Annotated in this window: 12 protein-coding genes; 1 reads left to right on the forward strand and 11 read right to left on the reverse strand. The window is 66.2% G+C overall.

Features of this window, described 5'->3' with window-relative positions:
• Positions 1 to 7: 7 nt before the first annotated feature.
• The 5 genes from F618_RS0106080 to F618_RS0106100 all read right to left on the reverse strand — a co-directional run bounded on the left by F618_RS0106080 (position 8) and on the right by F618_RS0106100 (position 7,247).
• Complete coding sequence (locus F618_RS0106080) at positions 8 to 1,177, reverse strand: aldo/keto reductase (RefSeq protein WP_019568048.1); 1,170 nt, start codon at positions 1,175 to 1,177, stop codon at positions 8 to 10.
• 246 nt (positions 1,178 to 1,423) lie between these two features.
• On the reverse strand, positions 1,424 to 2,317 hold the full coding sequence (locus F618_RS0106085) for a PEP-CTERM domain protein (RefSeq protein ID WP_018938860.1): 894 nt from the start codon (positions 2,315 to 2,317) through the stop codon (positions 1,424 to 1,426).
• A 303-nt stretch (positions 2,318 to 2,620) separates the two neighbouring features.
• Positions 2,621 to 3,838, reverse strand: coding sequence for an acetoin utilization protein AcuC (locus F618_RS0106090; RefSeq protein ID WP_019568049.1), 1,218 nt, complete (start codon positions 3,836 to 3,838; stop codon positions 2,621 to 2,623).
• The gene (locus F618_RS0106095) at positions 3,835 to 6,390 is read right to left on the reverse strand and encodes a nitric oxide reductase activation protein NorD (protein ID WP_019568050.1); all 2,556 of its coding nucleotides are present in this window, start codon (positions 6,388 to 6,390) and stop codon (positions 3,835 to 3,837) included. The genes F618_RS0106090 and F618_RS0106095 overlap by 4 nt, the downstream gene beginning before the upstream one ends.
• A complete protein-coding gene (locus F618_RS0106100; RefSeq protein WP_018168425.1) occupies positions 6,387 to 7,247 on the reverse strand; it encodes a CbbQ/NirQ/NorQ/GpvN family protein in 861 nt (286 codons plus the stop codon). Before F618_RS0106100 ends, F618_RS0106095 begins: the two co-directional genes overlap by 4 nt.
• A 251-nt stretch (positions 7,248 to 7,498) precedes the next feature.
• Between F618_RS0106100 and F618_RS0106105 the strand changes: the two genes are divergently transcribed.
• A complete protein-coding gene (locus F618_RS0106105; RefSeq protein WP_018143988.1) occupies positions 7,499 to 7,816 on the forward strand; it encodes a hypothetical protein in 318 nt (105 codons plus the stop codon).
• A 505-nt stretch (positions 7,817 to 8,321) separates the two neighbouring features.
• Here F618_RS0106105 and F618_RS0106110 read toward each other — a convergent pair.
• Genes F618_RS0106110 through F618_RS0106135 form a run of 6 tightly spaced genes read right to left on the reverse strand, consistent with a single transcriptional unit; the run spans position 8,322 to position 13,243 of the window.
• On the reverse strand, positions 8,322 to 9,191 hold the full coding sequence (locus F618_RS0106110) for a glycine betaine ABC transporter substrate-binding protein (RefSeq protein WP_018951133.1): 870 nt from the start codon (positions 9,189 to 9,191) through the stop codon (positions 8,322 to 8,324).
• A 50-nt stretch (positions 9,192 to 9,241) separates the two neighbouring features.
• Positions 9,242 to 10,084, reverse strand: coding sequence for a proline/glycine betaine ABC transporter permease (locus tag F618_RS0106115; RefSeq protein WP_019563453.1), 843 nt, complete (start codon positions 10,082 to 10,084; stop codon positions 9,242 to 9,244).
• 1 nt (position 10,085) lies between these two features.
• Positions 10,086 to 11,291 (reverse strand): glycine betaine/L-proline ABC transporter ATP-binding protein ProV, encoded by a 1,206-nt coding sequence (proV, locus tag F618_RS0106120; protein ID WP_019568051.1) that lies wholly within the window; start codon positions 11,289 to 11,291, stop codon positions 10,086 to 10,088.
• Positions 11,292 to 11,344: 53 nt separating this feature from the next.
• Positions 11,345 to 11,728, reverse strand: a complete 384-nt coding sequence (locus F618_RS0106125; RefSeq protein WP_019568052.1) for a hypothetical protein — start codon at positions 11,726 to 11,728, stop codon at positions 11,345 to 11,347.
• 39 nt (positions 11,729 to 11,767) lie between these two features.
• Positions 11,768 to 12,811: a lipoate--protein ligase family protein gene (locus F618_RS0106130; protein WP_018168421.1), complete on the reverse strand. Its 1,044-nt coding sequence runs from the start codon at positions 12,809 to 12,811 to the stop codon at positions 11,768 to 11,770.
• Between the two features lie 3 nt (positions 12,812 to 12,814).
• Positions 12,815 to 13,243, reverse strand: coding sequence for a hypothetical protein (locus F618_RS0106135; protein ID WP_018143994.1), 429 nt, complete (start codon positions 13,241 to 13,243; stop codon positions 12,815 to 12,817).
• Positions 13,244 to 13,258: the final 15 nt, after the last annotated feature.

Consider the following 13,258-nt stretch of genomic DNA (forward strand, 5'->3'; position numbering starts at 1 on the left):
GCCGGGGTTATTCCTCCTCGGCCTTCTTGAACATGCCGAGATAGGCCTTCTTGTCCATCATCGGCTCGCGCATCACCGCCAGCATGTCGTCCAGGTGTTCCGGCGTGCTCATGCCGACCAGCGAAGTGCCCAGACCCGGCGTGGAGCGGTTGAACTGCAACGCGCGCTGCGCCGGGTTGGGCAGGCTCGCCAGTTGCTGCTCGACCACCTCCACCGACTGTTTCGCCAAGTGCCCCTTCAGCATGGAATGCGAGGCGATCATGTACACCTCCAGCTGGTGCGCGGCCTGCAGCGGGCTGGCCACATTGCCCTGCCCGGTCGCGGTGTTGAAGCGGGTAAAGCCTTCCAGCATCACCTGGTTGAACGGCAGCATGGCGACCTTGAAGTGGTGCCGCGCATGGTCGTCGCCGGTCACCGTCTGCGCGGCGCGTTCGGCCAGGCCCTGCATCGAGGTGAGCGACTGGAACACCGCCGCGTCGGTCTCCTCGCGGAATCCCTCGAAGGTGGAGATGCCGTAGGTGCGGATCTTCTTTTCGAGTACCGCCCGCTCCAGCATCTCGAACACGGGCTCCAGCTTGCGGTTGGTCGGCTCCTTGCCGATCTCGTGGATGTGCACTTCGGGCTGATCGATCAGGAACGCGTCCAGCGTCTCCACCCCCATCAGCGAGCGCGACAGCTCCATCTGGTAGTGGAGGTATTCCGGCGTCAGCAGATGCGCGCCCTTGGCCAGATCATCCTTCGTACCCATGCCCTGGGCCTCGATCTCGCGCTGGAACCAGGCCTCCATATCGTCCGGAGGCCCACCACGCAGGGTCAGGAAGCCGCCCTTGGAGATCAGGAACATCGCCTCGCGCGCAACCCCGGCCTCCAGCGCGGTGCGCACACCGGCCCCCACCGCGGCCAGCGACCGGCCGTAGCGGTAGTGCGCGCCGGTATCGACCACGTTGACGCCCTCGGCCAGGCCACGCGCAACGATCGCGGAGATCTGCGCGTCGACCTCGGCGGTGGCTGCCCCGCCGAAGGTGCCGATCCCGAGGCTCGACAGGCGCATCTTCGCGCGCGAGAACTCGCTGTAATGCCCCTCGGCGGCCTTGCCCTCGGACACGAACTGCTCTGCGTAACGACGCGTCGCCTTGGCATTGGCGTATCCGGGTATCAGTTTCTGCACGGGCTGCATGCGTCTCCTCGATTGGTCGCGGGCCCCAGGTGACGGATTCCGGGATGCCCCGAACCCTCACCCACCCGATGTGGGGGAGAATCGTACGTCAGCGGACGGGATTTGCGAAAACCCGCAACGCGAGCGGGCCACTACCGGCGGCATTGTACGGCCGCACAAACAGCCGCGCCCTAGCATGTGCCAGGGCGCGGGTCAGAGGCCGCCCCGAGCTGGAAGTCAGGGGGCGGCAGGGGAAACCAGCGGAGACTACAGGCCCGGGGCCGAATGCCGATAGCGGCGGAAGGCCCCCAGCATCACGAGCCCAAGCCCGATCAACCAGACCGGCCCCGGCAGCGGGACCTCAGTGGCGGTGGTTGAGAATCGACCGCTGAGATAGAGCTCCTCGAAGCCATTGTTCAGGTCGTCCATGAAGAAATCGATCCCGAACAGATAGCCCGCACCGGAGAACAGGCCGAGATCCATGGTCGGGGCAAACACGATGTAGTCGAGCTTGCCACTGCCCTTGTTGGCATCGGCCTCGTACACCTCGCCCGATTCGCCAACCACCTGGACGTCGCCGGGCGAGAGAACCGGGCCGCCATTACCGTCGTCGAAGATCCAGCGAGCCACGCGTTCCCCGGTGACGGGGTCGTAGATGAAGACCTCGGCCTGGACGAACAGATCGGGGTTCCCCCCTGTCTGGTTGTGGTCGAAGATGAACGTGGGGATCGTGGCCCCCGGGTTGATCGCATCCAGGTACGCCAGGAGGTTGTCCACCAGCACGGGTCCATTGGCCTGGGTACCCAGTCCCCAGTTACCGGTGAAGTCGTTCGCGCCGCCACCGGGGAAGGGCATGGGATCTTCAAAATTGTAGCTGCCGTCGGGCCCGATACCCTGATTGTTCTGACCACCCGCACCCGTGCCCACAATCAGGTCCAGCGTGCCGGTGCCCTGCCCGGTGTAGTTGGCCTGCGACAGGAAGCCCCACTGGTTCAGCAACGAGCCGGAGTAAGAATAGAAATCGTTGTACTGAATGGCGACCGGGATCCCGTCATAGGTCTCGTCGACGTCCGGAAGCTCGATAATGGCCGCGTTCGCCACCGAGCCTGCGAGCATTACGCCCGCTAGCACCACCACCTGCTTACTCCACCACTTGCGCATCACACTCACCTCCGGCTCCCGGCCTGTTGACCGCTCAGGGCGCCTTTCGCCCTCTCGAGCAACTACGAAGCAAGACACACGCCAAAGCCGATAAGACCCTGTTTGATCGGAATTTCTTCTCAAACCCGATTCACCGCGAAGGGCCTCGTGTAAACCATTCCGACATTTTTCGGGAAAACGGCCCGAAACCCCGTCGGAAAGCTTTACACCCGATGGGCGCCCCAGGAGACGCGGAGCCGTAATCCAGGCTTGGTATCGTCTGTGCCCGCAGTCACGGGCCGGTGATGGGTCAGCGTCTCTTCACTACCCGCGCAACAGCGGGTGTGTATGGAAAAGCCGCTCCAGGCGGTCCTCGAGTTCGGGACGCACGGGGCCGGAACGGTCGGCGTCCAGGCGGGAGACGAACAAGTTCGCGTACCACGCCTCTTCCTCGTCCATGTCCCAGTCGACCTCGCGCAGCAAGGCCTGGCCGGCCGCGGGGATCGCGGCGGGGAGGTCGCGCCCGGTGAGCAGGGACCAGACGCCGGTCCAGCAGCGGGCGAGCGCGAGGGGGTGATAACCGCCACCGCCGAGGACCAGCAGCTTCGGCGTGCCATCCGCATGGCGCGGGCTGGTCTCGATCACGTCGTCGATGCAGGCGAGGAAACACTGCGTGGAGATGCCGAACTTGCCGAGCGGATCCGGCAGCAGGGCATCGGTGCCGGCCTGGACGACAATCACGTCCGGCCGCCAGCGATCAAGCACCGCGTCCCAGACCCGGGTGAAGGCGGCGCGGAATTCGCTGTCATTGGTCTCCTTCGGCAGCGGCACATTCACGGCGTTGCCGAGCGGACCCGTGTCCTCGATGCGGCCGCCCTCGAAGGGATAGCCGTATTCGGTATCCATGTGCAGGGAGACGGTGAGGACATCCGGGTCATCGATGAACGCGGCCTCGACGCCGTCGCCATGGTGGGCATCGATGTCGAGATAGAGCACACGCTGACCGGCCTGGCGCAGGCGCAGGATCGCGAGCGCGGGGTCGTTGAAGTAGCAGAAACCGCGCGCCTGGTCGGGGGCGGCGTGGTGCATGCCGCCAGCCGGATTAAAGGCCATCTGCCCGCCCAGCACGACCTCGGCGCCCTGGATGGAGCCGAAGGTGGCAGTGGCCGGGGTGGCGAAGAAGCCGGCGAAGAACGGGTTTTCGAAGTTGCCGATGTTGTGGCGGTCGCGGTAGCGCTGGAAGACCTTGCCCAGCGCCTCGGCGCGCTGCATCGCGGAGACATACTCGCGGGTGTGGAACCATTCGAGCTCGGCCGGCTGCGCACGGCGCGTGACGGCCATCTCCCCGGGGGTGATCGCGTCATAGGCCTCGATCAGGTCAATGGTCAGCGAGACGCGCGGGATGCCCAGTGGGTGATTGTCACCGTAGCTGTGCCCGCGATAGCGCGGCGCATGCAGCAGGGTCGCGTGGCGCCGGGCCGGAGCGCGCTCCGACCCCGGGGCTGTGGCGTCCTGATCGATGGCTTCGGGGGTGGCATTCACTGGCGCAGCCTCAGGTAGATCTCGGGCAGACGGCGCGGCAGCTCGTCCACGTGGTCGATGATGGTGTAGTGCCCGGGGCCGAAGATGGCCGGCAGGTACTCGGACCCGGACGGGTCCAGGGTGATGCAGAAGGGGTGAATACCGGCATCCACCGCCTCCTTCATCGCCATGCGGGTGTCTTCGTGCAGATAGCGCTGGTCACCGCCGTCGTCATAGTCGGCCGGGCGCCCGTCGGTGAGGATCAGCAACAGGCGGCGCTGGCTGGAGTTGCGCTTGAACGCCTCCAGCGAGTGACGGATGCCCGCCCCCATGCGCGAAGCCAGGCGCCCGGACACCCCGGCGATGCGGGCGCGCACGGTGTCGTTCAAGTCCTCGTTGAAATCCTTCAACCAGTAGTAGTTGACCTGGTCACGCTGCTTGGAGGCAAAGCCGGCGAGCGCGTAGGGGTCGCCGACCTTCTCGATGGCCTCGGCGAACAGCATCATCCCCTCGCGGATGCGGTCGACAATCTTGCCCTGCCCGCTCGGGTGGCGCGCCATGATGGAGGTGGACATGTCCGCCAGCATCAGCACCGAGGTGTCGCGGTGCTGCACTGCGCGCCGGCGGTAGATGAAGGCCTTGGGGGAGAGCCCGGCCTTCTTGTCGGCGATGTAGTCGATCACCGCTTCGGTATCCAGCTCGTCGCCGTCCAGCTGCTTGCGCTGCGGCGCCAGGCGCATCGGGCGCTGCATCTCCAGACCGCGGGTCAGACGCTTCAGGGTGTCGGCGTTCTCCGACAGGATGGTCGCCGCCAGCTCCGGGTTCTCGTCGTCCAGCACACGCTCGTAGAGGTTCACCCAGTCGGAGATGTAGCGTTGTTCGCGGTAGTCCCACTCGGGATACGGGATGCCGTCCTTCCGTGGCGAATAGGGTACGCCACGCTTGGCCACCTGGGCCGGCTGCGGAATGCCGGTGCCGATGCGCCCGCCGGTGCCGGAGGTCTCCTGCTGCGGGGTCTGGATATCCGCGTCCGGGTCCTTCTGCGCCTGTTCCGGGGCCTGCTGGGGCTGTTCTTCCTGTTTCTGGTGCTCGAGCTTGTGCTCGTCGTGCGCCTCGTGGTCGCGGAAGTCGGCCAGGCTGCCATCGCGCTTGCGCTGCGGGTAGACCGGCAGCGACTGGTTCAGCGACAACCCCGGCAGATAGGCCTCGGCACGCTCCTCAATCGTGATGTCCGGGAAGGTATCGTCGGCGAACAGTTCCTCGCCCACGGCCCACGCAGTGACGATATCGGCGTCCGGCTCCAGCATCCGCTCCAGGCGCGGGTCCTGGGGTTCGCCGCGCAGCAGGGCCTCGTGGGCGCGCAAGGCGAAGTCGTAGTAGATGCCGGCCGCACCCTCCGGACGCTCGTGGGCGCGGGCGAGTTCCACCAGGCGCGACAGGAAGTTCGGGATGCGCGGGGCCAGGCGCGCGTTCACGCGCAGATCCTCGGCCAGGTCGAACAGCACCTGGAAGCTGAACATGCGCGCCTCGAACTGAGCGAACAACGGGCGCCAGGTGATGCGCGACTTGTCGTCCAGCGGCGGATGCTCGGCGCCGGCGCGCTCGAACAGGCGCTCGACGTCGGACTGCGCGTAGGTATCAAAGGCGAGATGCGCGGCCGCGTGCTGGGTGGCGACGATCGCCTCCTCGCGGGAGTCCATCACGGCCGGCATGAACAGGCGGCGCCCGTCGGTCTCGAGCATCGGGCGGCCCTCGCCCGGCTTCCAGCTCGAATCCGCCAGCGGGATGTCGGCATCCAGCCAGGCCATCAACACCAGGCGCAGGAAGCGCCCGTTCATGCGTGGACGGAAGCCCGGCAGCGCCTCCAGCAGGAGCTTCAGACTCTCGTCGCTCTCCAGGCGGAAATAGGCCTCGCCGCGCGAGCGCCCGGCCTTCAGCAAGTCCGCCCCACGCCGCGCCCAGGAGAGCAGGCCCGCGTCGCCGACCAGGTTGCGGGCGATCGGGGCGCCCTCGAGGTAGGCGTCCAGGGTCAGGCCACGCTCGTCGAACAGCTTTTCGGCCGGCTCGATCAGGGCGCGCAGGCCCTCGATGCCGCGCCCGCCCGAGAGCTTGTCGAATGGGGCCTCGAAATAGGCCCGGGCATCCGGCAGGCTACGTGCGCACCAGCGCAGGCCGATCTCGGCCCACTCGCGCTCGCCGGCCTCGCCCCACTCCGCGTACACCCGGTCGGCCTGCGCCATAAAGCCTTCCAGGGCGTAATTGGAGTTCACCCACTCCTGAAAGCGCGCAGCCTGCTCCAGCCACAGCTCCACCGTCTGCATGTGCTCGGCAAGTCGGGCCGAGTGGCGCATGAAGCTCTTGCCGGCCTCGCGGTCATGGAAGAACAGGTCGCGCGCGGTCTCGATCCAGCGCCGCGCGATGGTGGCCCCGAACGGACGAATCGCCGGCAGGGCCTCCTTCGTATCGCGGTGCGCGACGAAGCTGATGTCCTCCAGGTGCTGGAGGATCTCCTCGATCTCGACGAGTTCTTCCGCCTCCGGTTTCGCGCCGCCTTGAGTCGCGGGGTCACTCACGCGGCTTCGGACTCGGGGAAGTGGGCGTCGAAGATCTCCTCCAGTGCCTGGATCAGCTCGGGGTCATCGGTGATCGGGGCGATCATCGCGGCGCGGCAGGCGACACGCGGGCTCAAGCCCGCCTGCATCAGTTCGCCGGCGTAGGCCAACGCACGGGTGGAGGTGGCCTCTTCCAGACCGTGGTCCTTCAGCGCGCGCGCCTTGCGCCCGGCGGCGACCAGCTTCTCCACGCGATCGGCATCCAGGCCACCGGATTCCTTGGCCACGATCTCGCGCTCGACGTCCTCCTCCGGGTAGTCGAAGTGAATACCGACGAAGCGCTGCTTGGTGGAGGGCTTCAGGTCCTTCAGTACGGTCTGATAGCCCGGGTTGTAGGAGATCACCAGCATGAAGTCTTCGTGCGCATCGATGATCTGCGACTTCTTGTCCAGCGGGAGCTGGCGGCGGTGGTCAGTCAGCGGGTGGATCACCACGGTGGTGTCGGTGCGCGCCTCGACGATTTCGTCGAGGTAGCAGATCGCACCCTCCTTGACCGAGCGCGTCAGCGGGCCGTCCTGCCAGACGGTTTCCTCGCCCTCCAGCAGGAAGCGGCCGACCAGGTCGGAACTGGTCAGGTCCTCGTGGCAGGACACCGTCACCAGCGGCTGGCCCAGGACGTGGGCGATGTGCTCCAGGAAGCGGGTCTTGCCGCAACCGGTCGGCCCCTTGAGCATCACCGGCAGGCGCTTCGAGTAGGCCGCCTTGAAGATCTCGATCTCGTCGCGCTGGGGCTTGTAGAACGGGGCGTCGCCCGCGTCCCCCGGTTTCTCGATGACGTCGCGTTCCACACCGCGGATGCGGTTGATCAGGTTCTTCATGGGATCTCCGATGTCGACCGCGCGGTCGGGACTGACCGCGGGGCCGGGACTGGTGTATGCGCGGGGGCGGCGTTACCCTGCTGCGCGTTGGGCGGGCCGCCAATCGTGTTCCCGCAGGCTTTGTTGTATCATTCTCTGTTTCTATTCTATCGAACCTGCGCACTTGCATGAACCAAACGCCCCACGGCTGCGGGGTTGGTCTTGCGGATGCGCCCGTCACTCGGATTCAGCGCTTCAATAGAGGACCCGGTATGAAACTTGTCAAGCTCGTCAAGCTGAACAACCTGCAGTACAACCCGAACCGCGACCCGAACTTCTACCGTCGTCCGGTCAACGAGGAATTCCGGCTGCAGGCCGTGCTGAACGGCTCCGGCAGCGCCCAGTGCTCGTTCTCCGTGGAAGGCGAGACCCTGTGCGAGGGCAGCGTGTCCCTGCCGGGCACCTTCGACTGCAAGTTCAGCTACGACACCGCCGGCACCCGCATTGGCGACCTGGTGATCGAGGGCAATGGCGAGACCTTCCACGAGAAGGTCCGCATCGACGTGCTGGAACACGCCTGGATCGGCTGATCCAGTCCGGCTAGCGCGGCCCCGCTCCATCGGGGACGGCAACAGCGAAAGGCCCCGCGGCAACCTGCCCGGGGCCTTTCGCGTTTCGGGTCCAGCCACAACCGTCCCTTGCCATCTCCTGCCACACGCCCCCGCCATCCCCGGCCGCATATCCCCTCGTCATCCCGGCCGCAGCGAAGCGGAGAGCCGGGATCTCCCGGGCGAGCCCCCGGACGTCCGGGTGATCTCCAGCAGTGGCGATCCCGGATAACCGCTGGGCGGTTTCCGGGTTGCCGAGGGAGGGGCGTCTTCATGGTGACCGGAGAATGCCGACAAGGTGTTCCGATCGACCCGTCGCCCGCCCCCGAATCGGGCTTCCGCGTGCGGTTCATGTCCTCCGTGGTGCGATCGCCTTGGCCCTTCTTCGTATCTTCGTGCGCTTCGTGGTTAACAATGGAGTCGGGGCCCCAGACGAAGAAAGCCCCGCCGGAGCGGGGCTTTCGGGCATGGCCATGGCCTGCGGTGATCAGTCGATCACGCCGGTCACCCAGTACTGCACGTACTTCGGGTTGTCCTCGATAAAGCGATCCACGGCCTCCGCGTAGGAGTTTTCCTGGGCGTAAAACATCGCGTCTTCCAGGACCTCGAGATCCAGGTGCATACGCGAGATCATCATCGCCACGTCGTGGTACTCCTCGGCGAAGCCTTCACGCGCCAGGGCATGGATCCGTTCGAAGCTGCCCAGGGCCCCTTCCGGGTCTTCGAGGTAACGCAGATCATGGGCGCCGAATTTCCAGTGCGGGCTCCAGCCGGTCACCACGATCCACTCGTCACGACGGATGGCGCGTTCCAGCGCGGAGGTCATGCCCGCCCCGGAGGAGATCTGCAGGTTGTAGCCATCCAGGCCGTAGGTCTCCATGGCCTCTTCCGACAGCCGCGTCAGGCCCGCGCCCGGGTCGATCCCGGTGATGCGGCCATTCAGCTTGTCCCGCACGGAGTCCTTCTTCAGGTCCTCGATGGAACCGAGCTCGTCCTCGGGGATATAGTCCGGCACCACCCAGCCGAGGCGGGCGTTGCCGTACAGCGGCCCCAGGTTCACCACGTCCTGCCCCACACGATCCATGTAGTCGGCGTGGGTCCCTGGCAGCCAGGCCATCAGCATCATGTCGATGTCGCCGGAGGCCAGACCCTGGTACTGCGGGGCGATATCGGTCTGGATCAGATCGACCGAGTAGCCCATCTCGTCCTCGATGACGCGTTCGGCCAGCCGGGTCACGAACTCGGCGTCGGACCACGCGGTCCAGCCAATCTGGATATCGTCGGCCTGGACCGTGGAGAGCCCCATGGAGGCGGCCAGCACGCCGCCCAGCAGGGTTGAAGTCAGTGTCTTGTTCATCGTGCTACTCCTTCCTTCGAGTGAAACGGATAGCGCGACGCGAGGGCCGGTCAACTGCTCGCCTTGCGCCGCAGTCCTACGCTCTGAGTGATCCGGTCGAGCAGGATGGCGAGGATCACGACCCCCAGGCCGCCCTCGAACCCCAGCCCGACATCGAGCCGCTGGATACCGGTGAGCACGGTGTTGCCAAGCCCGCCGGCACCGATCATCGACGCGATCACCACCATGGAGAGCGCCAGCATGATGGTCTGGTTGATGCCGGCCATGATCGACGGCATCGCCAGAGGCAACTGAATCTTGGTCAGGAGTTGGCGCCGATTGCAACCGAAGGCCAGCCCGGCCTCGATCTGCTCGCGGTTTACCTGGCGGATGCCGAGATTGGTCAGACGCACCACCGGCGGCATGCAGAACACCACCGTGGCGATCGCGCCGGGCACCGTGCCCAGCCCGAAGAAGATTGCGGCGGGGATCAGGTAGACGAAGGGCGGCATGGTCTGCATCAGATCCAGCACCGGACGGATGGAGGCCTCGAGCCAGTCGCTGCGCGCCATCGCGACCCCGACCGGCATGCCGATCGCCAGCGCCACGGCGGTGGCCGCCAGCACCAGCGACAACGTCTTGATGGTGGGCTCCCACAGGTCCATCCCGAGGATCAGGCCCAGCGCCACGATGGCGAAGATGCCGAAGCGCCAGCTGACCCGCCACCAGCTGAGCCCCACCAGCACCAGCACCAGCAGCCAGGCGGGGATCGCGAGCAAGGCCCCCTCGAAGGAATTGGTCAGCAGCCCCAGGAACCAGGCAATACCGTCCAGCGCCGGCTCCAGGTTATCGAGGATCCAGTCGACTCCATTCTCGATCCAGTCGCCCACCGGGATATTGATGCGCCCCTCCATGTCAGTAATCTCCGTTCGCGGCGGCCGCGTTGCGGCTGCGGTCCAGGGCCTCGACCAGGCGCTGCAGGGTTACCAGGCCGCGGAACCGGCCCTCACCATCCACCACCGGGATGGATACCGGGCTCTGCGCAGCACGCCGCGGCAGGTCGGCCAGCGCCGTATCCTCGGGGACCGCCTCCACCTCCACCGCGACCTCGCTGGCGGCGCGATCCTGGGTAAGCTCGCCCAGACGCTTGGCCTGGACGACGGACTGGAAGCGCCCGCCGGCATCGACGATCACGGCCTCGTTACCCGGCACGTGGGCAATGCGGTTGCGCGCCTCACCGGCCGTGGTATGGGCATCCAGTACCGGGATGTTCTCGCTGTCCATGATGTCGCAGGCCTGGAATACCTGGGTGATGTCCACGCCGTGGAAGAACGAGCGCACGTATTCGTTGGCTGGGTGCGTGATGATTTCCTTCGGCGTACCGACCTGCACCACCTCGCCCCCCTGCATGATGGCGATGCGATCCCCGATCCGGATCGCCTCGTTGAGATCGTGGGAGATGAACACGACCGTACGTCGGTGCTCGCGCTGCAGGTCCAGCAGGCGGTCCTGCATCTCGGTGCGGATCAACGGATCCAGCGCCGAGAAGGCCTCGTCCATCAGCATGATCGAGGGGTCGGTGGCCAGCGCACGGGCCAGGCCCACGCGCTGCTGCATGCCGCCGGAAAGTTCATCCGGATAGCTGCGGGCATGGGCCTTGAGACCCACCTGCTCCAGCGCCTCCTGGGCGCGTTCACGGCGCCGGGTGCGGCCGACCCCGGCGATCTCCAGACCCAGCGCGGCGTTGTCGATCACGGTCTTGTGCGGCATCAGGGCGAAAGACTGGAACACCATCGCCAGATCCTCGCTGCGCAACCGGATCAGATCGCGCTGGCTCATACGCGTGACGTCACGCCCACGGACCTCCACGGTGCCGGCAGTGGGCTCGATCAGGCGGTTAAGCAGGCGCACCAGGGTGGACTTGCCCGATCCGGACAGCCCCATCACCACGAAGATCTCGCCCTCGGCGATATCGAGGTTGCAGTCCTTCACGCCCACCGTGTTGCCGGTGCGCTCGAAGATGGTGTCCTTGTCCAGCCCGTCCTCGATCAGGCGCAGGCCTTCCTGCGGGTTCGGCCCGAAGACCTTGTACAGCTCGCGCACCCGGATGATGGGTTCCATGCCACGATCTCCCTGTAACGCTGCGTCCGACCCTCGGGCCGGACCGGGGCCCGTTACCAGTCGTACTGGCGAATGAACTCGGGAAGCTTGTCGATCATTTCGTCGCGCCCGAAGAAACGATCGGCGCGGGCCAGGCGCATCTCGTCCTGGATGTCCTGATCCCCGCCGAAGCAGAATACCGGAAGATTGATCTGGTATTCCATGCGCAGCATCCGGATCACGTCCAGCGGGTCGAAGGCCTCGATCTCGTCCAGGTCCAGCAGCAGGAAGCGATACAGCAGGATCTCGTTCCACGGACCGAGCTCATCCAGGTCGGTCACACGGTGTAACTGCCAGCCCTGCGGCAGGTGGGCCTGCATGCGCTCGGTCAAGCCGGCATCCTGCGTCATCAGGATGACGCGTTTCTCCAGGCGGCGTTCGATCGTCGGTTCGGACATACGGCATCTCCGGCGTTCGTGGGTAACGGAATGGGCGGGTCAGGCCGCCGCGATTCCGCGATAGAGCCCGTCGATGCGGGCACTGATCTCGTCGACCATGCGGGCGTCGAGCTGGCCATTCAGGCGCGAGCGCACGCGCAGGCGCTCCGGGGACTCGCCAATCAGGTGCTCCTCGAGGATGGCGGTGGTCGCCGGGTCCTCGCACCAGACCCGTGCGATGTGCGAGCCCTCGACGTGCAGGCGCAGGCGCCCACAGGCCCCGCGGGTCTCGAACACGTGGTTGTCGCGGTTCACCCGAATCCCGTCGCGCACTGCAGGCGATCCCTGCCCGTCGGCCAGATCCTCGAGCTCCTCGCGCCCGGCCGCCAGCCACTGTTCGATGGTGTCTCGGTCCGGCTCGATCACCCGCACCGGCACGCCGAAACGGCGCTCCAAGACCGCGCGCAGGGCGGCCTCGACCTGCGCGGGCTCGGGCGGCTCCGGGCACTGACGGGCGCAATCCGTCATGCCGGTCTCCAGCGCCGGGCGCAGCCAGTCGCGGTAGCCCTCGCTAGGGGCATGGACACAGGCGAGAAAACGCTCGACCGGGAAGTGCCGCAGGAAGCTGGCCCCGAACACGCAGCCCTCATCGAGCGTGGCCGCGCCGGTGCCCATGATCTTGCGCCCCTGGACCCAGACATCCTGACCCCGCGCCTCCACGCCCTCCAGCCCAAGCTCGCGCAGGACATCCATCGCAATGCCCAGGCCCATGGCAAACAAGTGGCGATGCCCCCGAGCGAGGACATGACGCGGCTGGATCAGGAAGAAACAGGCCTGATCGGCATCCACCCAGACCGAGCCACCGCCCAGCGGGCGCCGCACCACCGGGACGCCCTGCTCCGCACAGGCCGCAAGGTCCAGATCGGACGCAGCATCCTGGCTGGCGCCGACCGAAATATGTGGCTCGCGGGCGTGCGTCCAGAGTACGCGCGGGGGGGCGTCCGGCGAGGTCATGGTCGCCAGCCCCGCATACAGCGCGTGGAGTTCCTCGGCGGAGCGAGCCCCGGCGTCGATCCACTCCGGGGTCACCGTCGATGCGACCAAGTGTCAGCCCTCGGTCTTGTCCTGGCCGGCAGCGGGATCGTCCGCCTTGTCCTCCTGGCCGGGCTGGTAGAAGTAACGGAAATAGAAGTCGCTGCGCGAGAGATCCTCGTACAGCTTGGCACGTTCCTCGACCCCACTGCGCATGATCTCGACCATGGCCATGGCCTGCTCGCCATCGATGATATGGATGCCGCCGGACAGCTCCTGATCGGTGTCGAGAAAGTGCGCGGCCAGTTCTTCCGGCTCCTGGATGTAGACCAGGAAGGACTTGCACTCGGCATCCTCCAGATCCAGCGGCTGCATCACGATCTTGCCGAGCCAGGCCAGGCGCGCGACCTGGTTGAACTGATGGATATCGAGCTTCTTGCCCTTCTTGTACTTGTTGAGTTCATTGCGGATCTCGCCAATATTGGCGATCTTCATCGATTTCATGGATGTGCATCCTGC

Origin of the sequence: Thioalkalivibrio sp. ALMg13-2 (assembly GCF_000381185.1) — a bacterium.
GTDB classification, from domain to species: domain Bacteria; phylum Pseudomonadota; class Gammaproteobacteria; order Ectothiorhodospirales; family Ectothiorhodospiraceae; genus Thioalkalivibrio; species Thioalkalivibrio versutus.